Raw genomic sequence first — 26,054 nt, 5'->3', positions numbered from 1 at the left:
GAAGCAGTGGGCTCTGACACGCCATAACTTGTTGCGACATGGAACAAGGTTCGGTATTCACGCCAATAACTTAAGCAAAAGAGGATCTGATCCTCTAGGCTCAATTTAGGTGGTCTGCCTTTGGCAGGAACACGCATCTTCAATTGCTCAACCATTAAATCAAAGGTTGACCATGAGATGCCCGTGTATCGCTTGAACTGTGTTTCAGAAAGCTTCTTTGAATCGATGTATTTCATCCGCAGATTATGCATGAATGCCAAGAAATCTGGAGTGCAAATATCAGCCAAAAAGAAGATCATTTTTTGATTTATGAAAGAGATCTAAAGAATTATTTTCTGAGATTTATACCTCATTTGGGGAATAGACAGCCCTTAAATTTTCTTTAATGCTAAAGAAGGGCAATATAAGCAAGGAGATTGCTATGAAATATTCATTATTAAGTGTTTTAGTTGGAAGTTTATTATTGAGTGGTTGCGGTGGCGGGGAAGAAGAGAGCAAGTCATCAGTAATACAAGAACCGACAAAACCAATTGCTGGGTTAACAGCAAAAAGCTTTATTAGTACAGATAAGCAATCTGCATCTGTACAATTAGAAAGTAAAAATGGTTCAAAATTAGATTATTTGATAGATCAGACAGCGAATGGGAAGATGATTACCCAAGCGGTTACAACAGAAAAAAATGGAACGACAACCCGAACTTTATTTGATCCTTCTGGAAATATTGATCGGATTGTTGATGAAAAGACAGGCAACTTTATTCAATTTTATTGGCAATCAAATCGTTTAATTGTTACGAATCATGATAATAAAGGTGTATATCAAAGCGGCAGTGTGGTGAGTTATGATCGAAATGGTAAATTAGGGATAGCTCCTATTGTTGGAACGCCAAGTTTTACAGGACAAATTGTTGGACAAGTCCAAAGTTCGGACCCAGGTGCGTATACTTTAGTACCTAAAAATCAAATTGATGACTTAAAATTAATTACAGGTGATTTTCAGGCATTACCTGATGAGATGCAGGAAATTATCAAGGCTGATGCTTTAGTTCCTTCTGCAAAAGCGAAAGCAGTAAATAGTTTAGATACTGACAATGCATTTTCGTGGATTAATGAATCGTGGAAAAATAGTTTTGCTGAACAGACTCAACAAAATCGTAGAGGTCTATTGACAGGATTAGTTTTAGGTTCTGCCTGTGCTGGTTTTGTGCCTGGTTGTCAGGCTGTTGGTGTGGCTATTGCAGGAACAAGTGCTGCAATGTTAATAGGTGGTTTTACTGCACAGCAAGGTGGTCTAAGAGTCATTAATGATGTAAATACAGATGTTGGTTTGCCGCCTGTTGCTGAAGGCTTAAATTCCAAACTGAATCGTTTCCGTGATTCATTAATTAATGCTTGGCAACAGGGTACTAATCTGGTTGAGGCAACTAAGGGGGCAATACAAATAATTATTGATAAAGGCTTAGATAAATTGCCTACCTATACAGATGTATTGAGTACATCTTCCACTAGCGTTGTTGCATTACAAAATGAGATAGATAAAGCAACATTGCCTACTGCACAATCTGTTCCTATCGTGAATACGCCAGTATCAGGGATTTTAGCAAATAATAGTGGTCAGACTTATTCTTTGGATGGAACAGTTGGGGTTACGGGGCAAATAAATGTAACAGGACAGCAAAATAATGGCAGCCAGCTTGTAACTTTACAGGGAAATTTAACGAATAATACAGTCACAGGTACATACAAGAATAATGGCGGAGATACAGGGACTATAAGTGGTCAGAATGACACATTAGGTCAATGTGCGACCCAACAACAATCTGGTGGTCAGGGGTCTTTCTCTTATGCTTATAATATGGGGGCTGGCAAGGGTGATGTTTCAGTTTCGTATTCTATGTATAGTATTCCAGACCGCATGGATGTCTTTACACTAAATAGTGATAAAAAAGTTCAAGTATTTACTACCGATGGCTTAGTATCGGGTAATGGTTCAGGAACTTTTCAGGTTGCACCATATACGACTGTTTTTATTAGTATGACAGCACCAAGAAGTGGAACAGCTTGGGATTTTGAACTAACGTGTCCAACTAGTAATAGTTAATTTGATATCTTAAAGATAGGGAGTTTTTTAGAAACTCTCTATCTTTAAAGTGGAGCATGGTTTTAGAAATAAAGTTTATCATTTTGATCAATGTGCATCATTTATTACTGTACAAAGTATAAAGTAATTTTGCAGATCTTGCGCCATTAATCCCATTTTTATTAATGACAGTAATCTAATGAAAGAGGCTGAATACTTTGTATAAATATCATATGGCTTTGATGGGTATCTTATGGAGTATTGCTCAAATAAGCTTTGCACAGATAAGCCCCCAACCTCGTATTATTAACGGAAATATAGCATCTGAAGCACAAATTCCTTGGCAAGTTGCACTCATAACTAGTCCCTTAGACCCTTATCAATCCTACATTTGCTCAGGAAGCTTAGTTGCAGATCGTTGGGTGGTGACAGCAGCACATTGTATTGAACCACTCGAAAAACAAAACAGTGATTATTATATTTTGATTGGCGCACAAAATTTACAAAGTATTCAACTAGGACAAATTATTAAAGTTAAAAAGGGGCATATACATGAGAAATATAATAATCGTATTTATGATAACGATCTTGCACTATTAGAATTGGAAAGTGCTGTCGATTTTATAAGATGTGGTAAAAATTGCCAAACAATCGATATTATTAATCCAACTTTAGAAAAACAAAATGCATTGATTGCGAGTATGACGCAAATTGCAGGGTGGGGCGTATTAGAGGATTGTGACAATAGTCAATCTCTAGTTTGTCAGCATTACGCAGGGCAAATGATGAGAAATCCTGCGCTGTATCCAACCACTTTAAGATATACCACGCTAAAATTAGCCAATTGTCTATCTTCATCATCATTATATAGCGCGCAACAAATCACTCAGAATATGCTTTGTGCAGAATCACCGATGCAAGACAGTCTTACAGATGCTTGTTATGGTGATAGCGGTGCAGGTTTAACGATAAACAATTTAGAAAAGCCATATCTGCTTGGGATTGCAAGTTGGGGTGTCGGTTGTGCCAAGGTGGGTTATCCTGGTGTTTATACGCGAGTTACAAATTACTCTGATTGGATAAACAACTATCTGCATCCAAGTACTATTCCAGAACAAAAAACTAGCCAAACAAATCAATCAGGTGGTGGAAGTGTCAGTATTGTTATGCTTTTGATGCTGTTGGGATTAAGTTTGATACGGTGGAGAACCATAAAAGACGAATAGATTTGTTATGGTTTATACTGCAACTATAAAACTGATGAGTTTTTCCTTATGTACGGTCTCTACCTGATTACCAATGATGATCCAATCCAATTATTACTAGAAAAGCTACAAGTTGCATTGGCAACAGGACATATTGCCATTTTGCAGTATCGTCGTAAAAAAATCGCAAAAGCCGATCAACCGCTAGAAGTGGAACAGATCAAAATCCTTTGTGAAAAATACCAAGTTCCATTTGTAATTAATGATGATTTAGCTTTGGCAGAACAATTTGGTTTAGGCGTACATCTTGGACAATCTGATGGTGAAATCACCGATGCAATTCAACGTCTGCCTCAAGGCGTGATTATTGGTCGTACCTGCCTTAACTCACTGGAACTGGCTGAAAAAGCGATTGCCGAGAGTGCGAGTTATGTTGCTTTTGGAGCTATATATGCAACCTCAACTAAACCTGAAGCAGGTAATGTTGGAATTGCAGTCATTCAACAAGCAAAGCAGAAGTTTGAAGTACCAATATGTGCCATTGGTGGTTTGACCGTTGAAAATTCCCAAGGGGTAATTGAAGCTGGGGCAAGCCTTTGTGCGGTAATTAGTGATATATTAGGGCGATCAACAGCCGAAATTCCTGCTCGTGTAAATGCATGGGCAAAGTTATTTGCATAATTTTTTGCATCGTTTCGACATTTTATTCTTCGATTCTAGGTTGAGTCTTTTATGAGTTTATCTCCAAAGCAAGAACAGTTATTTAAACAAGCAAATAAACATATTCCAGGTGGTGTCAATTCACCTGTACGTGCATTTAACGGTGTGGGTGGTACGCCTGTCTTTATTGAAAAGGCAAAAGGTGCGTACTTGTGGGATGTTGATGGTAAGCGTTATGTGGATTATGTTGGTTCATGGGGACCAATGATTTTAGGTCACGCACACCCCGATATTATCAAAGCGGTACAAACCGCAGCAGAAGATGGCCTAAGTTTTGGTGCACCAACAGTATATGAAACCACTTTGGCAGACACCATTTGCGAGATTATGCCTTCAATTGAATTGGTACGGATGACCAGCTCAGGTACTGAAGCGACTATGACCGCAATCCGCTTGGCACGTGGTTATACAGGACGTGACAAGATTGTGAAATTCGAAGGCTGTTATCATGGTCACTCTGATTCATTATTAGTTAAAGCAGGTTCAGGTTTACTTACTTTGGGTGAGGGGGAGCCGACTTCTAAAGGTGTACCTGTTGATTTTGCAAAACATACTTTAACTTTGCCGTATAACAACATTGAAGCATTAAAAGAATGTTTTAGTAAGTTTGGTCATGAGATTGCAGGGGTCATCATTGAGCCTGTAGCAGGCAACATGAATTTAGTAACGCCGATTGACGGGTTCTTGCAAGCCATTCGTGATGTTTGTGATGAATATAAATCAGTCTTCATTATTGATGAAGTAATGACGGGTTTCCGTGTTGCTCTTGGTGGTGCGCAATCAGTCTATAAGGTAAAACCAGATTTAACGACTTTAGGTAAAATCATTGGTGCAGGATTACCAGTGGGTGCTTTTGGTGGTAAACGTGAAATCATGGAGTGTATCGCACCGCTAGGCGGCGTGTATCAGGCAGGGACATTGTCAGGAAATCCTTTGGCAATGCGTGCGGGTATTGCGATGTTTAAGCATCTACGTGAACCTGAATTCTATGACAAATTAGCGGCACAATTAGAAAAACTGCTTGCTGGTTTACAAGTTGCAGCAGATGAAGCTGGTATTCCATTCAAAACTCAGCAAGTAGGTGGAATGTTTGGTTTGTATTTCACGGATCAAGATGACATCACAAGTTTTGATTCGATGTTAGCTTGTGATGTTGAAGCATTTAAGAAGTTCTTCCACGGAATGTTAAAGCGTGGTGTCTATCTTGCACCATCTGCATTTGAAGCAGGATTTATTTCTTCTATGCATTCAGATCAAGATATTGCAGAGACCATTCAAGCAGCAAAAGAAACTTTTGCAGAGATGAAAGGCTAAAATATAAAAAGCAAGCACACTACTGAGTGTGCTTGCTTTACAAAAATTACCAATCTCGTGTTGTTATAAGCTCTTCTATATCTGCATCAGTAAACCCATAAGCGCCAGCAATCACATCAAAATCATGCGCAATTGCTTCTCGTGCTGCCGTTTCGATTTCACTTTCTTTTTTCCAAAACTCTTCTTGCAACTCATTAAATTGCTCAGTTGTTGCATGAGTCAAAACATAGAGTTCTGCCAAAGTTTTGGGCTGGGTTAAGTTACTTTATTTTTTGTAATTTCGATATTGATATCAAATCAAATTTAAAAAACTTTATTTAAAACTATTGAGTTCGTGGTGGCATACACCATTTAGAGAAAACGATCAGTATTATTTGGGACTTAAATGTGAGTCATGTTAAAAAATAACTGAGTTCGCTAAAATTTGATTGTAATTTCTCTTCAAGCTTTTTATGATTGCCCGCTTGTTTTCATCCAGTCGTTGGAAGGCTACCTTGAGTGATTTTCTAAGTGAACATTTGATTCATCGTGATGAAGATTTTATGGTGATCCATAAACCTGCTGGGCTTCTGACAGTGCCAGGGAAAACACCCGATTTACAAGACTGTCTGATCAATCGTTTATTAAAATTAGAACCGAAAACTTTACTCATTCATCGTTTAGATCGAGATACCTCAGGCATTTTGGTGTTTGGTTTATCCAAATTTGGACAGAGCAATATTTCACGTCAATTCCAAGACCGTCAAACCTCAAAAATTTATCAAGCTCTGGTTGCTGGCCATTTAGAGGGTCAGGGCACAGTTGATATTCCTGTGATTTATGATCCAAGTCGTCCGCCATTACATATCGCTGATGCAGCACATCACAAACCTGCATTAACCGAATGGCAAGCCATTGAGCATTTCGAAATTGAAGGACAAGCAGTAACCCGAGTTAAATTGATTCCGATTACAGGCCGTTCACACCAACTTCGTGTGCATATGCAATATCTAGGTCATCCAATACTAGGAGATACCTTATATGCAACTCCTGAACAGCAACAGCTTTATGCACGTTTGTGTCTTCATGCAACACAACTTAGCTTCACTCATCCTAAAACAGGCACTCAACTCAGTTTTGACTACCCAGTGCCGTTTTAATCGTATTTTTTTTATCAAACTAGACGTAAAGCGCGCTATTTCAGTCAGCTTTATGTCAAAATATTGAGCTTATTTGGTGATTCATTTTCACCATAATACCAAATTTAAAACTACATAAAGTAGCTTAAACTTTCATCAGTTTAAGGCATGCAATATGTGGGCTAACATGAAAAAAGGTGGAATAAATTGCAGCCGTTTGCTATTGGTCAACGTTGGTTATCAGATACAGAAACTGAACTCGGTCTAGGTGTTCTTATTGATGTAGATGAACGTTCTATCAGTATTTTATTCCCGAAAAGTGATGAAACTCGTGTCTATGCACGAAACAATGCGCCTTTGTCTCGTATCATCTTCAATGTCAAAGATGAAGTGCAAGATCAAGAAGGTGTTAAGTGGATTGTTGAATCGGTTGAAGATCGTCATGGCGTGCTGCGTTATGATGTCGTTCGTAGCCTAGAAAATGGCGAACAAGAACGTAAGTCATTGAACGAAACCCGTATCGGTGCACAAATTCAGCTATCAAAACCTTTAGAGCGTTTGTTAGCGAGCCAAATTGATTATAAAGAATGGTATGACCTTCGTATTGAAGCGATGTTATTGCAAGCGAAAATGCATACCAGTCCTTTACGTGGTTTTTTAGGTGCGCGTGTGGGTTTGATTCCACATCAACTGTATATCGCACATGAAGTGGGTAAACGTTTTGCACCACGCGTATTGTTAGCCGATGAAGTTGGTTTGGGTAAAACCATTGAAGCGGGTTTGATTATCCATCAACAACTGAAAACAGGACGTTCAGAGCGTATCCTGATTTTAGTGCCTGATTCGCTGCAATATCAGTGGATGATTGAAATGCGTCGTCGTTTCAATTTACAATTTTCTCTATTCGATTTAACCCGTACTGCTTCGATCAAAGAACATGATCCTGATCTCAACCCATTCCTGACTGAGCAATGCATTATTGCGAGTGTGGATTTGATGGTTGACCATGATGATTTGCGTGAGCAAGCAGTTGAAGCAGGTTTTGATTTACTGGTTGTCGATGAAGCACACCATTTAATGTGGAGTGAAGAAGACGGCGGTAATGATCGTTATGATCTTGTCGAAGAGTTGGCTGAACAAACAGCGGGTGTCTTACTTCTCACTGCAACGCCTGAACAGTTGGGTGTCGAAAGTCATTTTGCGCGTTTACGCTTACTTGATCCGCAACGTTTTAGTAGCTTAGATCGTTTCCTTGACGAAGAAGAACAATATCAGCAAACAGCTAAAGTTGCCGAAGTCTTAATGTCAGATGAAGCATTGACTGAAGAACATCTTGCTGCTCTGGATGGCTTATTGGGTCATCGTATTGACGATCAGCCTGAACAGCGTATGCGTGCAATTCACGAGTTGTTAGACCGTCACGGTACAGGTCGTATTTTATTCCGTAACACACGTGAAGCGATTCAAGGTTTCCCAGGTCGTGATTGCCAGCCAGCGCCTTTACCAGCACCAGAAGACTGGTCATTTGATGGCAAAATGCGAGAGCAAATGTGGCCAGAAGAAGGTCAACTCGATGGTGCTTGGATGGAAAATGATCCTCGTGTGCCATGGTTGATGGAAGTTCTACGCAAAGATTTAAAACATAAAAAAGTATTGTTGATTGCACGTAGTGGACCAGTAGTTGAAGCACTTGAAAATGTATTGCGTTTACATGCAGGTATTCGTACTGCCATGTTCCATGAGGGCATGAGCTTATTGGAACGTGACCAAGCTGCGGCATACTTTGCCGAAGACAGTTACGGTGCTCAGATTCTTCTCTGTTCGGAAATTGGTTCAGAAGGACGTAACTTCCAGTTTGCCAGTGACTTGATCCTATTTGATTTACCTGCAAACCCTGACGTACTTGAACAACGTATTGGTCGTCTAGATCGTATTGGTCAGGAAAATCGCATTCAAATTCACGTGCCGTATTTGATCGGTACAGCGCAAGAGCGCATGTTCCGTTGGTACAACGAAGCACTCAATATTTTTAGCAATATTTCTCCAACAGCACAAACGCTGCAAGAGAATTTTATTGTTGAATTGAAAGACTGTTTATTGGCTGATCAAGGTCAGACGTTTGAGGATTTACTTGAAGAAGTGAATGTACAACGTCAAGCTTTGGAAGCTGAGCTACAAGCGGGTCGTGATCGTTTGCTTGAGTACAACTCTTGTCGCCCAGTCGTTGCACAGGGTATTGTACAAGCACTTGAAGACTATGATGACAACACGACTTTGCCAATGTTTGTGAAGCGTTTCATGTCATCGACCAATATTGACTTTGATGAGCAAAGCAATGGTACGGTGATCATCAAACCGACTGATCAGATGCAAGTTCAAGGCATTACCTTGGACGAAGAGGGTATGACAGCAACTTTCTATCGTGATCAGGCTCAAATCCGCGAAGATGCACAATATTTGACCTTGGAACACCCATTTATTGAAAGTGTGATGGAAATGATCCGCACACAATCATTTGGTAGTACTAACGTTGCATTACTTAAATCGAATGCGTTAAAACAAGGTTCGGTCTTACTCGAAGTTTGGTTTAAGGTCGATGTAGTTGCACCAAAAGGGTTGAACTTACCGTCAAGTTTGCCGAAGCAATTGATTCGTGTGTTACTGAGCGAAACAGGTCAAGATTTATCTGCCAAGATCGATCCAAGTATTTTGCGCCCATATTTGCATCATCTCGATGGCAATAGCTGCCGTCAAGTTGTGAAAGCACGCCGTGACGTGATTGAACAGCGTTACGCACAAGCTTTAGATATTGCCAAAACCTCTTTGCCTGAATTGATGCAACAAGCTAAAGAGCATTATGGCAGTAAATGGCAATATGAAATTGACCGTTTAACCTATCTTAAGCAATTTAACCCAAGTATTCGTCAAGATGAAATTGAGCGTTTACAAAAGTTCCAGAAAGAGGGCTTGGCTCTACTCGATGGTCTTTCTGTGACACCAGAAGCGATTCAGGTACTGGTTGTGGTTAAACCATAATTAGCGCTGATAAAAAAGAGGACTGAATTGTCCTCTTTTTTTGTCTTGAAAAAACTAAACTTAGTTTTGGTCAATATTGGCTTCTAAGAACCATAAATATTGATCTAGATCTTCGAGTGCTGCATGGATAATATCTTCAGAGATTGGATCTTTAATTTGCTCGATTGTATCTCGAAGATGATTTGCAACGACACCATAACGATCAGCTAGCTCTTTTAAGTGATCTTGCACTGCATGGATTGCAACAGGGTAAGGCTTGAGATGTGAGGTCTCTGAAACCGTTTGGGTTGTTCCGAGCGCTGTTCCACCAATCTGTACCGCACGCTCTGCGACATTGTCTAAATGGGTGATCAATGAAGTACGGAACATATCTAACATTTCATGTACCGCAATAAAATTACTGCCCCGCATATTCCAATGCGCTTGTTTGGTAAGCAATGATAGATCAATAAGATTTGCAAGAATTTGATTTAAAATTTTAACGGTGGCTTCTTTGATAGAATCATCTAAATTATTACGAGTATATACTTTCAAAGCCGCTGCTGAAGAATTCATAGTTACCTCATTCAATTATAATGTAATGAAACATCGTGAATAAAAACCATTCTGTTCTAGCTTAAGCGCAGAATGCCTGAATGAATGTTTTAATTCGCAAGGCTTTTGTAATTTTCCTTATCATCATTTTTCTTTTTATTACTTTGCTAAATCAGTCGCAATGATAGATTGATCTATTGAATCTGAATAGCCCGAATATAATTCAGATCAAACCAGCATCTTTGCATTCTAATTTAATGTAAGCGTAAAAAATCGGTGCAACGATTAAGCCACTTAATCCGAAAATCGATTCAAAGATTAGCATAGCCAAAAGTACTTCCCATGCACTTGCATTAATTTTTGTACCAATGATTTTTGCATTTACGAAATATTCAAGTTTATGAATGATGACTAAATATGCTAAAGCGATGGCTGCTACTGAGAGTGAAATGGTTAAGCCAGCCATAATAATTAAAGTATTAGAAATCAAGTTACCAATAATAGGTAAAAGACCAAAAATGAAGGTCAAAATAGTCAGTGTTTTAGCAAAAGGTAAATGGATATGGAATAGAGGCAAAACGATAAAAACAAAAATGATAAATAGTGCTGTATTGATTAAAGAGATTTTTACTTGAGCAAAGACAACATTTTTAAATGAAATCGAAAGCTTCTGAATACGATGTAAAATAGCAGCTTTAAAGACAGGTTGTGGTGCGTGCTGCTTAAAGTTCTGAATTGAAACCAAGATACCTACAATTAAACCGATCAGCATGGTCGCTAAGTTATGCAGAATATCGGTACCTGTATTTTTAACAATCGAAATATTATTCTTGATGAAGGACAAAATCTGATTCTTGATATCTGCAACACTATGAGGAAGATAACCAGGGACATATTGACTCATTTCAGCTTGGAATTTAATGAGAGTTTGATCAATCTTAAAGTTAAACGAGTTAAGACCTGTTCCTTTTAAATCATAGATCACAAAGCTAATTAAACTAGTAATAAAAAATCCAATCAAAAATGTGGTCAAAATTCCAAGAATAATACTGATAAAGATACGCGCACGTTGTCCATCAATATGTTTTTCAACAATTGAGCTTAGACTGTTAATAATTTCGAAAATCAAGAAACCTGCAAAAAAACTAGGCAACAAATGCAGGGGAATGACCATCATTAAAAATAAAAACATCAGAATAAAACTGGAGATGATACTTTGACGGTCATTGAGAAGGGTCATGATCTGTACGCCTAAATTTGCTTGTAGTCATGATAAATGACAAAGATATATACCAAATGAAGATAGTCTATGCTGATGAAATTGCTTAATCAATTTCCATTTTATCGAAATGACGAGCACCTTCTAAAATCATACGAATCATTACCATGGTTTGCTCTGCAACGTCAGTTCGTTGTTCAGCAGGTAAATCAATCACTTTTGCGCCCATATTGAATACCAATTGGGTAATCGCTTTAGCCGCAATGTCAGCATGACTGATTTTACTATTATTCATTTGTTCTAGGCGAATCAGGTCTTCTTGTAATTCTTGCTGAAAGAAATTTAGCTGACGGTCTACAGCGAGTTTATATGAGGTTGAGCCCGTATATCCTTCGCGTAATAATAAGCTGAGATAACCTTCATCGGCATCGAGCTGTTGAATGAAAACTTCAACTGAACTTCGAATAATGCTTTGCTGCATAGATGCCTGCAAACGCGCTTCGCGAATGATTTTACGTAATACCAAACCTGCACGATCGATCAGAGCGATAGCCAGTTCATCAATATCTTTAAAATGTCGATAAAAACTATTTGGTGCAATGCCTGCTTCACGCGCTACTTCACGTAAGCTCAAAGATGCAATACTTTTTTGTGGACCAATTAAATTCAGTGTCGCCTGAAAAAGTTCTTCTTTGGTAATGGTTGCTTTTCTACCAACCGAACGTACAGGAGATTTCATAGCAATGACATCTTGTTCATTTAGTGAGTCATGACCGAGCGGTAAAAAAGTAGAAGACTGAACCATTATTTTCAAAATATAAGTAAGCTACTCGGGATTATAGCGATTGTCTGACTACTTGGGAAATGTAAATTCTTATACGAATATATATACAAATATATATACATATGTATAATAATTAAAAAATGATCAGAGTTCCCGCTCATGCAAGCAGTCGAAAAGAGAATTTCTCTATTCAATTCAATAGCCCAAAGCGTAATTACGAACCATGATGCCAATTTTTGGCTACAAAAAATCAATCCACTGTGGTCTTTGAATCAATCACTCGCTAAAGTTGTAAAAAAACAAACGGTAGCTAAAGATACGGTAAGTCTTATTCTGCAATGCAATCGTCATGTACAACGCGGTGTTGCAGGGCAGCATCATCCTGTCACCGTTGAAATAGCAGGGCGTCATTACGAACGCACGTATAGCTTGATGCAATTAGATGCAGACCATCTCTGTTTAACCGTCAAAAAAGTTGATCAAGGTTTGGTGAGTTCATGGTTGGTTGAGCAAGCTAAAGTAGGGGATATTGTCTATTTAGGGCAACCTTATGGTGATATGCAGCAGCATATTCAAACTCCTAACTTGTTATTACTTGCAGCAGGTAGCGGCATTACCCCGATGCTGAGCCTGATCGAAAGTTTGAGTCAAACTAAACAGTTTTCGACGACATCTTTACAGTTGATGTATTGGGTGAAAACTCAAGCCGATGCAGCCTATGCTGAATATTTCAAAGAAACAGCGGAAAACTTTCCTCATTTCAGTTATCAAATTTTTTATACCCAAGAACAAGATCAACGCTTGAACCAGAGTTATGTTGATCAAATTTCAGCTTTAAATGAAACCACTGTATATGCCTGTGGTCCATCGGGTTTTGTGAGTACAGCAGAAAAATTATTTTCTTGTGCTGCTTTGCTTCAAACCGAGGCTTTTAGTTTAAGCCAATTTGATGTGGATGCTTCGGAAACTGGTTTTATAAATGTGAGATTGACTCAATCCAACAAAACGGTTGCGATACCTAAAGGGCAATCCATTCTTTTTAGTTTGGAACATCAAGGGATTAAACCTAATCATGGTTGTCGTATGGGCATTTGTAATAAATGCGCCTGCACTAAAGCGCAAGGCTCAACGAAGAATTTGTTGAATGGTTCAGCGAATCATGAACCAGCTCAACTATTAAAAATTTGTGTAAATTCCGCTCAGTCTGATCTAGTGATTGATCTATAAATGAGAAATTAATTATGAATATGCCTGTTAAAATTGAATATTTTAAAAATCCAAAAAATCGTGATTTGACTGCTTCAGAATTAGATGCTTTTGCTCGAGAATTAGATCAGATCAAGCAAGAAGTATTAGATGACTTAGGCGAAAAAGATGCGAAGTATATTCGCCGTGTTTATTCCTCAATCCGTTATAGCAGCTTACTCGGACGAGCTTTGTTGTTTGCAGGATGGTTTCCACCAGCATGGTTGTTAGGAACGGGGCTATTGGGTTTTGCCAAAATTATGGAAAACATGGAGTTAGGTCATAATGTGATGCATGGACAATATGACTGGATGAATGATCCAAAATTTAATGGTCAGACTTACGAATGGGATACCGTTGGAACCTCAGATAATTGGCGTCAAACACATAACTACAAACACCACACTTATACCAATGTGAAAGGTATGGATGATGATGTGGGTTATGGTGTATTTCGTCTATTTCCAGAACAACGTTGGACAAAGTTTACTTTAATTCAACCGATTTATATTGTGCCATTCAGCTTATTATTCCAGTGGGGAGTTGCGATTCAAAATCTTGAACTCGGCAAAGTGATTTATAAGCGTAAATCAATGACGCAATTTAAACGAGAATGGCAACCAGCACAGAAAAAAATAGCGAAGCAACTTTTTAAAGATTATGTGTTTTTCCCATTGATTGCAGGACCTTCAGCGATCCCAGTTTTTACTGGAAATTTAGTTGCTAATGGGATTCGTAATATTTGGACTTTTAGTATTATTTTTTGTGGTCATTTTACTAAAGATGCAGAAGTGTTTCCTAAAACAGTGCTGCAAGATGAAAGTCGCGGTCATTGGTACATGCGTCAAATTCGTGGTTCATCCAATTTGACTGGCTCGGAAGCATTTCATATTTTGACAGGACATTTGAGCCATCAAATTGAACATCATTTGTTCCCAGATATTCCTGCACGCCGTTATCGCCAAATTGCACCGAAAGTTGAAGCGGTTTGTAAAAAATATGGTTTGAATTACAACAATGCCAGCTTTGTAAAGCAATTTGGTGAAGTTGTCGGACGTATTTTTAAATATGCCTTGCCGTTAAAAAAATAAATGTTAGGAGAGCGTATGCGATACGCTCCTACGATTTTATTTAAACTGAATCGACCCATTGGCGCTAACCGTGATTTTGGATTCACCAGCCGCCATGTCTTGTGCTGGAGCTGCCTCAGCCATCGCAAATTTTGCCATACCACCACGCATCATTGGTTGAGGGAAATAATTACTTGTATTCAAATTTAAACTGACCAGATTATATTGCGTTTTATTCCAAGCTTGGGTAATTGCTTGTGCGCGTTGCTGAAAGTTTTTAGAAGCTTCAATCATCAGTTCATTTTCAACTTTTTTACGTTGTTCGTCAGATACGCTAAAACTAATCGATTGGGTCTGAAAGCTCTGTTGTAGTTCACTAATCAACTGGCTTGCTGCTTTAAAGTCTTTACTTTCAATTTGGATTTCTGCGCGTGCGCGCCATTCTTTTAACTTATTATTATCATTGTCGTAAATAGGGTAAGTGCTTTGAGCACCTGTTTCGACTTTTACTCGTGTGTATTTACGTGAAATAGCCTGTGCTTGATTCATTAATTGATTGATTTGATTCGAAAGCTCTGCGGGTTGCTTATTGCTTCTTTCAATATAAAGCACAGCACGCATTTCATCATTGGCAACTTGGCGTGCTGCATCAGCTTGGATATTGACGATATTATAGTTTAATTGGTTGGAATCTTGGGCAAATGCGCTTGAACTGAGAGCTGCACCTAACATCATCGAAGCGAGTGCTAAAGTACGCATAAATTTTTCCTTAAAGTGACGATTAACAAATTATTTTTACAACTTTCATATTAAAAAGAACTGATGTTGAACTTCTGCAGATTTTGTGGTGTCTTTGTAATAAATTTGAGATGTTTTGCAATAAGAAAATAAAAGTATTTAAATAATAAATAGTTATGATGGTGATTTTGACCATTTATCTAAAAATTAATATGTAGATAAAAAAAGCATACTTTCTTTCGCTTGTCACATAGTATGATGATAATTCATCATAGTTAATTGTAAGAAACATTTTTTCAATAATATTAGATGAATGTCAGGCATAAAAAGAGTTTATTTTATTTCAAAATTAGGTATCATCTCGCACCTAGTTGAAAGATATAAAACATTTTGTCTGCACTAGATTCTAAAAAGCACCGAGTCAAACGACCGCAAGTCACCAGACTTATTTCTTTTACCCATATCAGAGATGGTAATTCGATATGAGCGTTACTTCCGTAAACCCTGCCGCTAATGCATCCAACGAATATTATTTGACTCGCCAAAGTCAGATGGAATCAAATGTTCGTAGTTATCCACGTAAATTACCGATAGCGATAGCGAAAGCACAGGGCTGCTGGGTTACAGATGTTGAGGGTACTCAATACCTCGACTGTTTAGCTGGGGCAGGAACATTGGCTTTAGGTCATAATCATCCTGCGGTGATTCAAAGTATTCAAGATACATTGGCAAGTGGCTTGCCTTTGCATACTTTAGACTTAACGACTCCTTTAAAAGATGCTTTTACTGAAGCACTTTTGGCTTACTTGCCAGGCGGTAAAGAAGAATATTGCTTACAGTTCTGTGGACCATCTGGTGCAGATGCTACAGAAGCGGCGATTAAACTGGCTAAAACATATACTGGTCGTAGTTCTGTGATCAGTTTTTCAGGTGGATACCACGGTATGACTCATGGTTCACTGTCTATGACAGGTAACTTGAGTGCTAAAAATGCCGTGAATGGTCTTATGCCTGGCGTTCAGTTTATGCCATATCCACATGAATATCGTTGCCCACTTGGTTTAGGTGGTGAAGCGGGTGTTGATGCTTTGACTTACTTCTTTGAAAATTTCATCGAAGATGTTGAAAGTGGTGTAACGAAACCTGCTGCTGTGATTCTTGAAGCAATTCAAGGTGAAGGCGGTGTCGTAACTGCACCTGTTAAGTGGTTACAAAAAATTCGTGAAGTGACTGAAAAGCACAACATCGTTTTAATTTTGGACGAAGTTCAAGCTGGTTTTGCACGTTCAGGTAAAATGTTTGCCTTTGAACATGCAGGTATCGAGCCTGATGTTGTGGTAATGTCAAAAGCTGTGGGTGGTGGTTTACCACTTGCGGTACTGGGTATTAAGCGTAAGTTTGATGCTTGGCAGCCAGCAGGTCACACGGGTACTTTCCGTGGCAACCAGTTGGCAATGGGTACAGGTTTAATGGTTCTAAAAACTATTTCTGAACAAAACCTAGCTCAAAATGCGCAAGAGCGTGGTGACTTCTTACAAGCTGAATTCAAAAAGTTAGCTCAAGAATTCCCATGTATTGGTAATGTCCGTGGTCGTGGTTTGATGATCGGCGTTGAAATCGTTGATGAGCGTAAACCAGCTGACCATATGGGTTCACTTCCTGCTGATGCACAATTAGCTGCGGCAATTCAAACAGCTTGTTTCAACAATAAACTTTTACTTGAGAAAGGTGGTCGTAACGGTACTGTAATTCGTTTACTTTGCCCACTTATCATCAATCAAGACGAATGTGTTGAAGTGGTTGCACGCTTCAAAAAAGCAATTGCAGAAGCTTTAAAAGCAGTACGAGGCTAATCCATGGTTGATTTTGCAGAACATCGTAAAGCGTTACTCTGCAATGATGCACAATCCATTGCTGACTATCAGTCAGCAATGGGCGAAGCGGTTAAAGCCGTTTCAGCATGGTTGCAAAATGATAAAATGTACACAGGTGGAAGTATTAAAGATTTGCGTGCAGCAATTTCTTTTAATCCATCAAAAGAAGGTTTAGGTGTACAACAATCATTACAACGTATGGTTGAGCTTTTCCTCAACAAAAGTTTAAAAGTACATCATCCACACTCACTTGCACATTTGCATTGTCCAACGATGGTGATGAGCCAAATTGCGGAAGTGTTAATCAATGCAACGAACCAATCTATGGATTCATGGGATCAAAGCCCTGCGGGTTCATTGATGGAAGTTCAACTTATTGATTGGTTACGCCAAAAAGTGGGCTATGGCGCAGGTCAAGCAGGTGTATTCACTTCAGGTGGAACACAATCAAACCTGATGGGTGTGTTACTGGCGCGTGACTGGTGCATCTCGAAAAACTGGCAAGACGAAAACGGCAAGCCGTGGTCGGTTCAGCGTGATGGTATTCCAGCAGAAGCAATGAAGAACGTCAAAGTCATCTGTTCTGAAAATGCACACTTCTCTGTGCAAAAGAACATGGCAATGATGGGGATGGGCTTCCAGTCAGTCGTGACGGTTCCTGTGAATGAAAATGCACAGATGGATGTTGATGCACTGGAAAAAACCATGGCACATCTTCAGGCTGAAGGCAAAATCGTGGCTTGTGTTGTTGCAACAGCAGGTACGACTGATGCTGGTGCGATTGATCCGCTCAAGAAAATCCGTGAAATTACCACCAAGTATGGTTCATGGATGCATATTGATGCGGCTTGGGGTGGTGCACTGATTCTTTCCAATGACCATCGTGCAATGTTAGATGGTATTGAATTATCCGACTCAATCACACTTGATTTCCATAAGCATTATTTCCAAAGCATTAGCTGTGGTGCTTTCTTGTTGAAAGACGAAGCAAACTATCGCTTTATGCATTATGAAGCAGAATATTTAAACTCTGCTTATGATGAAGAACATGGTGTACCTAACCTTGTATCTAAATCATTACAAACGACACGTCGTTTCGATGCATTGAAATTATGGATGACAGTTGAAGCATTAGGTGAAGAGCTTTATGGTTCAATGATCGACCATGGTGTGAAATTAACACGTGAAGTTGCAGACTATATCAAAGCAACTGCAGGTCTTGAATTGTTGGTTGAACCACAATTCGCTTCAGTCCTGTTCCGTGTAGTACCAGAAGCTTATCCTGCTGAATTTATCGATAGCTTAAACCAAAACGTGGCAGATGAATTATTTGCTCGTGGCGAAGCGAATATTGGTGTAACCAAAGTGGGTAATGTTCAATCATTGAAGATGACCACTTTAAGCCCAGTTGCAACGCTTGAAAACGTTCAAAACTTGCTTGCACTTGTGTTGGCAGAGGCTGATCGTATTAAAGATGCAATTGCTGCAGGAACTTATGTTCCAGCGATTGACTAATCGATTTGCTTTCTAAGAGAAAGGCACATTCATGTGCCTTTTTTATTTTTTAGTCTGTGAGATTGAGCTTAGAAAGATTTAGTTCATATGAATATACCTTTCATTTAATCTCAAGTAATTTTCGGAATAGCTTTAGATAGACGTGTAAATGGCTATTGGAAACCTGATTTTATTTCATTTAGAACCAAGTCGACGGATTAAAACTAATATTACATAGACATTTGTCATATAGTTTTCATTACTAAGGCTGTCAAATTTGTATTTCTAGTTTGATTTCTTATATGTCGTGTTTTTAAGTAAAAAATTATAAATTACAATCATTAAGATAATTTTCTTTTGCTATTTTTATCAAAAAATTCTTTTCTTTATGACTGAAAATTTTCAAATAAAAAATGATCATCATAAAAGCGTCATAAAGTTGTCACTTAATTGTCATATTATCTCCTCAAAATGCAGTTAACTAAAGTACAACACTTGAATTAAAAAGAGTTGTAAATCAAATTGTATAAATGAGAGAAAACAGAATGCGCTTAAATCCACGTCATATCGCAATTGCATTAGCTGTATCTGGAGTAGCCGTAGCAACAACTGCGAATGCAGCTCGTGATACGATTCAAATCGCTGGTTCTTCAACTGTATTACCATATGCAAGTATTGTTGCTGAAGACTTTGGGAATACCTTCCCGCAATTTAAAGCACCCGTTGTTGGTTCTGGTGGTACTTCAGGTGGTTTAAAGCAATTCTGTCAAGGTGTTGGCGATAATACCATCGATATTGCAAACGCTTCACGTAAAATTAAAGATTCTGAGCTTGCTGCATGTAAAAAAGCAGGCGTAAATCAAGTTCAAGAAATCAAAATTGGTTATGACGGTATTGTATTTGCGTCTAACTCAAGAAAGGGTGCTTATAACTTAGATCCAGTACATGTATTTACTGCATTAGCTGCACAGCTTCCTTCAGGTGGTAAATTGGTTCCAAACCCATATACACGATGGAACCAAATTGATGATGACTTACCAAATGAACCGATTACTTTAGTTATTCCAGCAACAAACCATGGTACGCGTGAAGTGTTCCAAGAAAAAATGGTTGAAGCGGGTTGTGAATCATTTGCTTATTTCAAAAACTTAGATAAAGAAGCTCAGAAAAAAGCGTGCTCTACATTCCGTAAAGATGGTCGCGTAATCGAAATCGCTGGTGACTATACAGAAACTCTTGCTCGTTTAAAAACTTCTCCTAATGCAGTGGGCGTATTTGGTTTAGGTTTCTATGACCAAAACCGCGATAAATTACGTGTTGCGACAGTAAATGGTGTATTACCTTCTGAGAAAACAGTTTTAAGTGGTCAATACCCAGTATCTCGTGCACTTTACTTCTATGTGAAAGGCGAGCATTTAAAATCAATTAAAGGTTTACCGCAATACGTAGAATATTTCTTAAATAAGAAAGCTTCTGGTAAAGGTTCTAAATTAGAAAAAGCTGGCTTGATCAGTATGAGCGATAAAGAACGTGCAAAAGTTCTAGCTGATTTCAAAGCGGGTAAAACAGTTAAGTAATATTGTTAAAAGGGAGGCTGGTGCGACTTAGGTTCATCAGCCTTTTTGTCTAACTAAGTTTTTTCAAATGATGAAAATTGAGAAAACAGTGGAGATTACATGAATCTGCTACTTATCGGTGTGTTATTAGCCCTTGTGGCAATTGCATATCAAATCGGGCTGAGCAAAAGCCGTAACCTAGCAGGTAAGGGAAACAACTCAGCAACTTTGCATTCACGTCCAGGTTATTATGGTGCGTTGGTCGCTTTGTGGTGTGGTGTTCCTGCTTTTTTAATTTTGATCATTTGGAATTTGGTCGAACCAAGTGTCCTTCAACATATTATTTTTAACAATATTCCAGCATCGGTCAGTGCAACTTTAGATGAAGCAAGCCGTGAGGTTTTAATCGATCGTGTTCAAGCGATTGCGTCTGGTTTTGGGGTTACAGATCATCCAGCAGCTTATGAGCTAGCAGCTGCACAACAACTTGCTAAATTTGAAACCATAGGTTCTTTTGCAAAATTGGCAATCGTAATTAGTGCTGGTTTAGCAGGTTTAGTTTGGGCAAAACGTCATGTGAGTCAGCAATTTCGTGCTCGTAATCAGGTTGAAAAAGCCATTAATGTTGGTTTGATCCTATGTTCTGGTGTAGCGATTCTCACAACGATTGGTATTGTACTGTCAATGTTGAGTGAAGCATTACATTTTTTCCGTTTTGTTAGTCCAGCAGATTTTTTCTTTGGCACAGAATGGAATCCAGGTTTTAGCACGTCAGGTAATGCAGAGGGAAGTTACGGTATCTTGCCATTAATTTGGGGTACTTTAATGGTCAGTGGTATTGCGTTATTAGTTGCAGTACCAGTGGGATTGATGATTGCGATTTATCTAGCTGAATATGCATCTCCAAACTTACGCTCTTGGGCAAAACCAACAATTGAAGTATTAGCGGGTATTCCAACCATCGTTTATGGTGTATTTGCTTTAATGGTCATTGGTCCATTCTTCAAAATGATTGGTGAAAGTGTTGGTATTGATATTAATGCAACAAGTGCACTGACTGCGGGTTTTGTCATGGGGATTATGATCATCCCATTTGTTTCATCGCTTTCAGATGACATTATTACTCAAGTTCCTCGCGCGTTACGTGATGGTTCATTGGGTTTAGGTGCAACCAAATCAGAAACGATTCGCCAAGTTGTATTACCAGCAGCATTACCGGGTATTACAGGGGCATTTCTACTTGCAGTGTCTCGTGCCGTAGGTGAAACCATGATTGTGGTACTTGCAGCAGGGAACAGTCCATTATTGCATGCAAATCCATTTGAAGCGGTTTCAACAGTGACTGTAACCATTGTTAAACAGTTAACTGGTGATACAGATTTTGCGAGTCCACAAGCATTAGTGGCATTTGCACTTGGTTTAACTTTGTTTGTGATTACTTTGGGTTTAAACATTATTGCACTATATATCGTGCGCAAATATCGTGAGCAATACGAATGAGTTCAAATACATCTCCTCTGGATCAGAACGTATTTGATCCACAAGTAGCTGCTGAACAACGTGAGCAGCGTAAAGCAATCATTCAAAGCTCTCTCGCAAAGCGTCATCGTAAAGAAAAGGCATTTCGCTTTGCAGGTTTCTCTGCGGTGATGATTGGTCTTGCATTTGTTGCTTTACTGTTCGTTAGTATTTTAGCAAAAGGTTTGCCTTCATTTTGGCAAAATAGTATGACCGTTCCTGTGTATTTTGATCCTGCAATTATTAATGTAGGAGCAAAGCCAAAGCAGACTGCTGGTGAGACACCTGCTCATTTTGAAGAGCGCTTTGTGGCTTGGCAAACTGAAATGGGTATGGTGGATTGGGACGCACTTATTGTTAATGGTATTGTGGCTAAAGATCCAGCACTTGAGTCACAACGTGATTATTTGAATAGTTTGTACACGAGTTCAGAAGCCTATCGTTTACGTGACATGGTGCTTGAGAATCCAGCATTAATTGGTACTAAAGAAGAGATTAAATTCTTAGCGGACGCCAATGTGGATGTGTGGTTAGCAGGTAATATTGATCGTTCTTTACCAGATGACCAACAGCAGCTTGATCCAGAAGTTCGTCAACTTGCAGATAAACTAAAAGCAAATGGTGTTATTGAAAATACATTTAATACGAATTTATTTATCAGTCCAGACTCTCGTAGCTCACCAGCAACAAGTGGTTTAGCGGGCGCGTTTATGGGTTCGTTATTCATGATGTTGATTGTAATCTTGATTTCAATTCCAATCGGGGTTGCAAGTGCGATTTATCTTGAAGAATTTGCACCTAAAAACATCATGACTGACATCATTGAAGTCAATATCAATAATTTGGCGGCGGTACCTTCGATTGTATTTGGTCTACTCGGCGCGGCGATCTTTATTGGTTGGATGCATTTACCATTGTCTGCACCGTTGGTTGGTGGTCTGGTACTCAGTCTCATGACTCTACCAACCGTGATTATTACCACACGTGCTTCATTAAAAGCTGTGCCACCTTCAATTCGTCAGGCAGCGCTTGGCTTAGGTGCATCAAAAGTTCAAACAGTGTTTCATCATGTGCTACCACTCGCGTTGCCAGGAATCATGACAGGATCAATTATTGGTGTTGCACATGCTTTGGGTGAAACCGCACCATTACTATTAATTGGTATGAGTGCTTTCGTTGCGAGTGTTCCAGCTACGCCACTGGATCAGGCAACAGCCTTACCTGTACAAGTTTATTTATGGCAGGGAAATGAGTTACGTAACTTCTTTGAAGGACGTACTGCTGCTGCGATTATTGTGTTACTTGCATTAATGATTGGTTTAAATAGCCTTGCAATTTGGCTTCGTAAGAAATTTGAAGTGCGTTGGTAGTTGAGGAGAGTACAATGAATACGATTGATATTATGAACGCCGTAGAAAAGGATAAGTCAGTGAATCCACAGCAAACAGAATTTACTTCATCTGAAGCGCCAGTTCAGCAATCGAATACTGCGTTTGTTTCTCAGTTTGAAACAGCTTCATCGAATAAAAAGCCAAAAGTAAATGATGTGAAAATCAGTACCAAAGATGTTCATGTTTATTATGGTGAAACTGAAGCAATCAAAGGTATTGATATCGATATTTATCAAAATGAAGTGATTGCATTTATTGGACCATCGGGTTGTGGTAAGTCAACATTCCTGCGTACCTTAAACCGTATGAATGACACGATTGACAGTTGTCGCGTGACTGGTAAAGTAACACTCGATAACCAAGATATTTACGATCCAAATCTTGATGTAGTGTTGCTGCGTGCTCAAGTGGGTATGGTATTCCAAAAGCCAAATCCATTCCCGAAATCAATTTTTGATAACGTTGCTTACGGACCAAAACTGCATGGTTTAGCACGTGATAAATATGACTTAGAAGAAATTGTTGAAAATAGCCTACGTAAAGCGGGTTTATGGGATGAAGTGAAAGATCGTCTCAGCCAACCAGGTACTGGTTTATCAGGTGGTCAGCAACAACGTTTATGTATCGCGCGTACCATTGCTGTAAGTCCAGAAGTCATCTTAATGGATGAACCATGTTCAGCACTGGATCCAATTGCGACCGCAAAAATTGAAGAGTTGATTTCAGAACTTTCTGAACAGTATACCATTGCGATCGTAACTCACTCGATGCAACAGGCTGCACGTGTTTCTGATCGTACTGCATACTTCCACTTGGGTGATTTGATCGAAGTCAATTCAACTGAAAAAGTATTTACACAACCAGATCATCAATTGACTGAAGCTTATATTACGGGTCGTTTTGGTTGATTCTTGCTGAATAAATTAAAGAGCCTTCGGGCTCTTTTTTTATGAGATAGATGAAAATGAATCTATTTTGCAAAATCACTATTGAATTTTTATTCAACAGGCCACATCTTAGTCGAATAAAGCCGAACTTATAGAGCACTTACTTTATGTTATTCCATTTACCTAAATTTCCTGCTGAAATTCGTATTAGTCATTTAAATGCGCGTGTGAATGAACAAAGAAAAAGAATTGCACAAACAACAGCATCTCGTTTGGAATTACTGCAACTCGTTCAACAACTTGCTAAAGAAGCAAAGATTCGAAAAAAGAATGATCAAAAAATTTATGTGCTTGACTTTAAAGGGGATGTGCAAGCATCTGCGGTAGATACTATTCGTGAAGAAATTACTTTAATTTTAGCAACTGCAAAAGCAGGGCATGACCGTGTCGTTGTACGTTTAGAAAGCCCTGGTGGTATGGTTCATGGTTATGGTCTAGCTGCTGCTCAATTGGTTCGTTTACGTGATGCCGGTTTTAATGTCACGATTTGTGTGGATAAAGTCGCTGCAAGTGGCGGTTATATGATGGCATGTATTGCCAATGAAATTATTTCTGCTCCTTTTGCGGTTGTAGGTTCGATAGGAGTGGTTGCTCAAGTTCCAAACTTCAATCGTTTATTGAAGCAACACAATGTTGATTTCGAGCTGTATACTGCGGGCGAATACAAACGTACTGTGACGATGTTTGGTGAGAATACGCCGGAAGGTAAAGCGAAATTTGAAGAAGAGTTACAACAAACACATTCTTTATTTAAGCACTTTGTTGAGAAGTATCGTCCACAATTAGATGTTGCTCAGGTTGCAACAGGTGAGCACTGGTACGGTGAAGATGCACGTGAATTAAATCTGGTAGATAAATTACAGACCTCGGATGAATATTTGTTAAGCCTATTACCAAAACATGATGTGTATGTGATTAATACCCGTAAGCGCCCAACTTTTGGTGAAAAACTAGGTTTGCAGGCAGCACAAATGGCTGAGACTCTGATTCCAACGGTGATGGGTAAAATCGCTGATAGCCTCGCCAAGGCAAACAACACGTTGGTTCAGATGCGTGACCCTAAGTTTTAATCAATTTGTCCTGATCAAAGAAAAGCACCTGTTTAAGGTGCTTTTCTTTTGCTTTTGCCTAAATAGAGCAGCCCTGTAAAGATTGATCCGATTGTGGCCAGAAACATATCCTTGTGTGCATCCCACATATCTCCCTGCTGTCCATTATAGTTTTCTGCATCTTCAGGCGATAAACCAATGGATAGTCCCCATTCGAGCAACTCATAGAGCATACTGGAAGCCATCACAAACTGGATCACCAACATGAACAAGGTCAATGGTTTTGCGGAAGGAAACCAGACCTGAAAACAACGGAGAAAAAATGGGTAAAGCAATAATCCATAAGCAAAATGCACCAGTCGATCATACATGTTGCGAGACCAGCCCATCACCTGATTCAGGTCAAAATGAAATAGGGACTTTAACCATTCATTGTAAGGCACATAGGAGTACAAATAATGTGCCGCAACAATATGGATGAAAAGAAAAAGCAGGTACAAGCAAAAACTGGAAAAATTGATGCCTATTTTTTTCATGCTGATGATCAGCACAACCAGCATAAACACAGTGCCCGCCTGATGCAGGAGATAGGACTCAAACTCAAGCGGCTGTATGCTGGCAATTGCCACGGCAAGGGCGATGATCCCAAGCGCAATATAATGTTTTAAACCAAGTTGTTTTTCAATCATGCTGCATCCGAGAAGAAAAAATCATCAGGCAGGTTGATTTATCATTGTTCGGTTGAAACTGGTATTAAAGGTGACACTGCAACCCCACCAAGCGCCTGACAAGCCTGTAGATAGAGCTGGTACTTTTGTTGTACAACTTCATCGAGTGGAATGTCAAACAGGTCCTCACCATTTTTATACTGTTCAATATAGGTGCTGGCTTTGTCCTTGTTTGCGGCAAGGGTCTGTTGATAAAAATTGGTAATGGAAGAAGTGGCAAGCTGGCTGGTCTCCACATTGCTACACTGGAAACGCTGTAAAATTTTTTCAGCACGTTTGACTTCACTTGATTGTCCAAATACACATCCTGTTAATTGGGCAATCACAATCAGCACGCATAAGATCTTCATGATATTTAGAATAAAAATTTTTAAAGATTGTTATTGTATATAGAATTTATTCTGTAAATAAATTAATTATGTCTAATATAAGCA

General features: G+C 39.0%; 22 protein-coding genes and 1 pseudogene. 15 read left to right on the top strand and 8 right to left on the bottom strand.

Annotated elements, in window-relative coordinates:
• Positions 1–287, bottom strand: a 287-nt coding sequence (locus tag NO346_RS06910) for a transposase family protein (RefSeq protein WP_256414707.1), incomplete at its 3' end; no start/stop codon positions are given.
• 134 nt (positions 288–421) lie between these two features.
• Between NO346_RS06910 and NO346_RS06905 the strand changes: the two genes are divergently transcribed.
• The 4 genes from NO346_RS06905 (at position 422) to hemL (ending at position 5,319) form a co-directional block, all read left to right on the top strand.
• Positions 422–2,101: a hypothetical protein gene (locus NO346_RS06905; protein WP_208727930.1), complete on the top strand. Its 1,680-nt coding sequence runs from the start codon at positions 422–424 to the stop codon at positions 2,099–2,101.
• A 197-nt stretch (positions 2,102–2,298) separates the two neighbouring features.
• A complete protein-coding gene (locus NO346_RS06900; RefSeq protein ID WP_228199655.1) occupies positions 2,299–3,306 on the top strand; it encodes a serine protease in 1,008 nt (335 codons plus the stop codon).
• Positions 3,307–3,354: 48 nt separating this feature from the next.
• On the top strand, positions 3,355–3,966 hold the full coding sequence (gene thiE, locus NO346_RS06895; protein ID WP_208727929.1) for a thiamine phosphate synthase: 612 nt from the start codon (positions 3,355–3,357) through the stop codon (positions 3,964–3,966).
• A gap of 51 nt (positions 3,967–4,017) precedes the next feature.
• The gene (hemL, locus tag NO346_RS06890; protein ID WP_208727928.1) at positions 4,018–5,319 is read left to right on the top strand and encodes a glutamate-1-semialdehyde 2,1-aminomutase; all 1,302 of its coding nucleotides are present in this window, start codon (positions 4,018–4,020) and stop codon (positions 5,317–5,319) included.
• A 46-nt stretch (positions 5,320–5,365) separates the two neighbouring features.
• Here hemL and NO346_RS06885 read toward each other — a convergent pair.
• Positions 5,366–5,563: pseudogene (locus tag NO346_RS06885) on the bottom strand (DUF5713 family protein); the annotation flags it as partial.
• Positions 5,564–5,813: 250 nt separating this feature from the next.
• Here NO346_RS06885 and NO346_RS06880 point away from each other — a divergent pair.
• Together NO346_RS06880 and rapA are read left to right on the top strand one after the other, a co-directional pair.
• On the top strand, positions 5,814–6,458 hold the full coding sequence (locus NO346_RS06880; protein WP_171287511.1) for an RluA family pseudouridine synthase: 645 nt from the start codon (positions 5,814–5,816) through the stop codon (positions 6,456–6,458).
• A 186-nt stretch (positions 6,459–6,644) separates the two neighbouring features.
• Complete coding sequence (gene rapA / locus NO346_RS06875; RefSeq protein WP_256414706.1) at positions 6,645–9,473, top strand: RNA polymerase-associated protein RapA; 2,829 nt, start codon at positions 6,645–6,647, stop codon at positions 9,471–9,473.
• Positions 9,474–9,533: 60 nt separating this feature from the next.
• Here rapA and dps read toward each other — a convergent pair whose 3' ends face one another.
• From dps to fabR, 3 genes are all read right to left on the bottom strand, one after another.
• Positions 9,534–10,028, bottom strand: coding sequence for a DNA starvation/stationary phase protection protein Dps (gene dps, locus NO346_RS06870; RefSeq protein WP_004663234.1), 495 nt, complete (start codon positions 10,026–10,028; stop codon positions 9,534–9,536).
• A gap of 202 nt (positions 10,029–10,230) precedes the next feature.
• Positions 10,231–11,247, bottom strand: coding sequence for an AI-2E family transporter (locus tag NO346_RS06865; protein WP_256414705.1), 1,017 nt, complete (start codon positions 11,245–11,247; stop codon positions 10,231–10,233).
• An 85-nt stretch (positions 11,248–11,332) separates the two neighbouring features.
• Positions 11,333–12,031 (bottom strand): HTH-type transcriptional repressor FabR, encoded by a 699-nt coding sequence (fabR, locus tag NO346_RS06860; protein WP_005157932.1) that lies wholly within the window; start codon positions 12,029–12,031, stop codon positions 11,333–11,335.
• Positions 12,032–12,169: 138 nt separating this feature from the next.
• Here fabR and NO346_RS06855 point away from each other — a divergent pair, with 138 nt between their 5' ends.
• Entirely contained in the window at positions 12,170–13,237 is a 1,068-nt protein-coding gene (locus tag NO346_RS06855) for a ferredoxin reductase (RefSeq protein ID WP_256414704.1), read from the top strand.
• 14 nt (positions 13,238–13,251) lie between these two features.
• The gene (locus NO346_RS06850; protein ID WP_256414703.1) at positions 13,252–14,346 is read left to right on the top strand and encodes an acyl-CoA desaturase; all 1,095 of its coding nucleotides are present in this window, start codon (positions 13,252–13,254) and stop codon (positions 14,344–14,346) included.
• 36 nt (positions 14,347–14,382) lie between these two features.
• Here the strand turns inward: NO346_RS06850 and NO346_RS06845 are convergent, their stop codons facing one another.
• Positions 14,383–15,084 carry an SIMPL domain-containing protein gene (locus NO346_RS06845; protein ID WP_256414702.1) on the bottom strand — a complete coding sequence of 234 codons (702 nt, stop codon included), beginning with the start codon at positions 15,082–15,084 and terminating at the stop codon, positions 14,383–14,385.
• Positions 15,085–15,545: 461 nt separating this feature from the next.
• Here NO346_RS06845 and NO346_RS06840 point away from each other — a divergent pair, with 461 nt between their 5' ends.
• From NO346_RS06840 to sohB, 7 genes are all read left to right on the top strand, one after another.
• Entirely contained in the window at positions 15,546–16,916 is a 1,371-nt protein-coding gene (locus NO346_RS06840) for a diaminobutyrate--2-oxoglutarate transaminase (RefSeq protein ID WP_256414701.1), read from the top strand.
• 3 nt (positions 16,917–16,919) lie between these two features.
• A complete protein-coding gene (locus tag NO346_RS06835) occupies positions 16,920–18,452 on the top strand; it encodes an aspartate aminotransferase family protein (protein WP_005157918.1) in 1,533 nt (510 codons plus the stop codon).
• A gap of 524 nt (positions 18,453–18,976) precedes the next feature.
• Positions 18,977–20,008 (top strand): substrate-binding domain-containing protein, encoded by a 1,032-nt coding sequence (locus tag NO346_RS06830; RefSeq protein WP_005157915.1) that lies wholly within the window; start codon positions 18,977–18,979, stop codon positions 20,006–20,008.
• A gap of 99 nt (positions 20,009–20,107) precedes the next feature.
• Positions 20,108–21,487 carry a phosphate ABC transporter permease subunit PstC gene (pstC, locus tag NO346_RS06825; RefSeq protein WP_087536227.1) on the top strand — a complete coding sequence of 460 codons (1,380 nt, stop codon included), beginning with the start codon at positions 20,108–20,110 and terminating at the stop codon, positions 21,485–21,487.
• Complete coding sequence (pstA, locus tag NO346_RS06820) at positions 21,484–22,875, top strand: phosphate ABC transporter permease PstA (protein ID WP_087543758.1); 1,392 nt, start codon at positions 21,484–21,486, stop codon at positions 22,873–22,875. The genes pstC and pstA overlap by 4 nt, the downstream gene beginning before the upstream one ends.
• Before the next feature lie 14 nt (positions 22,876–22,889).
• Positions 22,890–23,804 (top strand): phosphate ABC transporter ATP-binding protein PstB, encoded by a 915-nt coding sequence (gene pstB / locus NO346_RS06815; protein ID WP_218647826.1) that lies wholly within the window; start codon positions 22,890–22,892, stop codon positions 23,802–23,804.
• Positions 23,805–23,950: 146 nt separating this feature from the next.
• Positions 23,951–24,913, top strand: a complete 963-nt coding sequence (gene sohB / locus NO346_RS06810; RefSeq protein WP_256414700.1) for a protease SohB — start codon at positions 23,951–23,953, stop codon at positions 24,911–24,913.
• 32 nt (positions 24,914–24,945) lie between these two features.
• Here sohB and NO346_RS06805 read toward each other — a convergent pair whose 3' ends face one another.
• A complete protein-coding gene (locus tag NO346_RS06805) occupies positions 24,946–25,581 on the bottom strand; it encodes a DUF2238 domain-containing protein (RefSeq protein ID WP_256414699.1) in 636 nt (211 codons plus the stop codon).
• A 41-nt stretch (positions 25,582–25,622) separates the two neighbouring features.
• The gene (locus NO346_RS06800; RefSeq protein WP_256414698.1) at positions 25,623–25,970 is read right to left on the bottom strand and encodes a hypothetical protein; all 348 of its coding nucleotides are present in this window, start codon (positions 25,968–25,970) and stop codon (positions 25,623–25,625) included.
• Between the last annotated feature and the right edge of the window lie 84 nt (positions 25,971–26,054).

This window comes from Acinetobacter sp. 5862 (assembly GCF_024494585.1).
GTDB lineage: Bacteria > Pseudomonadota > Gammaproteobacteria > Pseudomonadales > Moraxellaceae > Acinetobacter.
This window is presented reverse-complemented; position numbering and strand designations above follow the sequence as displayed.

Excerpts from the sequence above, each read along its gene's own strand:
- NO346_RS06905 (WP_208727930.1), top strand. The coding sequence starts at position 422 with ATGAAATATTCATTATTAAGTGTTTTAGTTGGAAGTTTATTATTGAGT.
- thiE (WP_208727929.1), top strand. The coding sequence starts at position 3,355 with ATGTACGGTCTCTACCTGATTACCAATGATGATCCAATCCAATTATTA.
- hemL (WP_208727928.1), top strand. The coding sequence starts at position 4,018 with ATGAGTTTATCTCCAAAGCAAGAACAGTTATTTAAACAAGCAAATAAA.
- dps (WP_004663234.1), bottom strand. The coding sequence starts at position 10,028 with ATGAATTCTTCAGCAGCGGCTTTGAAAGTATATACTCGTAATAATTTA.
- NO346_RS06865 (WP_256414705.1), bottom strand. The coding sequence starts at position 11,247 with ATGACCCTTCTCAATGACCGTCAAAGTATCATCTCCAGTTTTATTCTG.
- fabR (WP_005157932.1), bottom strand. The coding sequence starts at position 12,031 with ATGGTTCAGTCTTCTACTTTTTTACCGCTCGGTCATGACTCACTAAAT.
- NO346_RS06855 (WP_256414704.1), top strand. The coding sequence starts at position 12,170 with ATGCAAGCAGTCGAAAAGAGAATTTCTCTATTCAATTCAATAGCCCAA.
- NO346_RS06850 (WP_256414703.1), top strand. The coding sequence starts at position 13,252 with ATGAATATGCCTGTTAAAATTGAATATTTTAAAAATCCAAAAAATCGT.
- NO346_RS06845 (WP_256414702.1), bottom strand. The coding sequence starts at position 15,084 with ATGCGTACTTTAGCACTCGCTTCGATGATGTTAGGTGCAGCTCTCAGT.
- NO346_RS06840 (WP_256414701.1), top strand. The coding sequence starts at position 15,546 with ATGAGCGTTACTTCCGTAAACCCTGCCGCTAATGCATCCAACGAATAT.
- NO346_RS06835 (WP_005157918.1), top strand. The coding sequence starts at position 16,920 with ATGGTTGATTTTGCAGAACATCGTAAAGCGTTACTCTGCAATGATGCA.
- NO346_RS06830 (WP_005157915.1), top strand. The coding sequence starts at position 18,977 with ATGCGCTTAAATCCACGTCATATCGCAATTGCATTAGCTGTATCTGGA.
- pstC (WP_087536227.1), top strand. The coding sequence starts at position 20,108 with ATGAATCTGCTACTTATCGGTGTGTTATTAGCCCTTGTGGCAATTGCA.
- pstA (WP_087543758.1), top strand. The coding sequence starts at position 21,484 with ATGAGTTCAAATACATCTCCTCTGGATCAGAACGTATTTGATCCACAA.
- pstB (WP_218647826.1), top strand. The coding sequence starts at position 22,890 with ATGAATACGATTGATATTATGAACGCCGTAGAAAAGGATAAGTCAGTG.
- sohB (WP_256414700.1), top strand. The coding sequence starts at position 23,951 with ATGTTATTCCATTTACCTAAATTTCCTGCTGAAATTCGTATTAGTCAT.
- NO346_RS06805 (WP_256414699.1), bottom strand. The coding sequence starts at position 25,581 with ATGATTGAAAAACAACTTGGTTTAAAACATTATATTGCGCTTGGGATC.
- NO346_RS06800 (WP_256414698.1), bottom strand. The coding sequence starts at position 25,970 with ATGAAGATCTTATGCGTGCTGATTGTGATTGCCCAATTAACAGGATGT.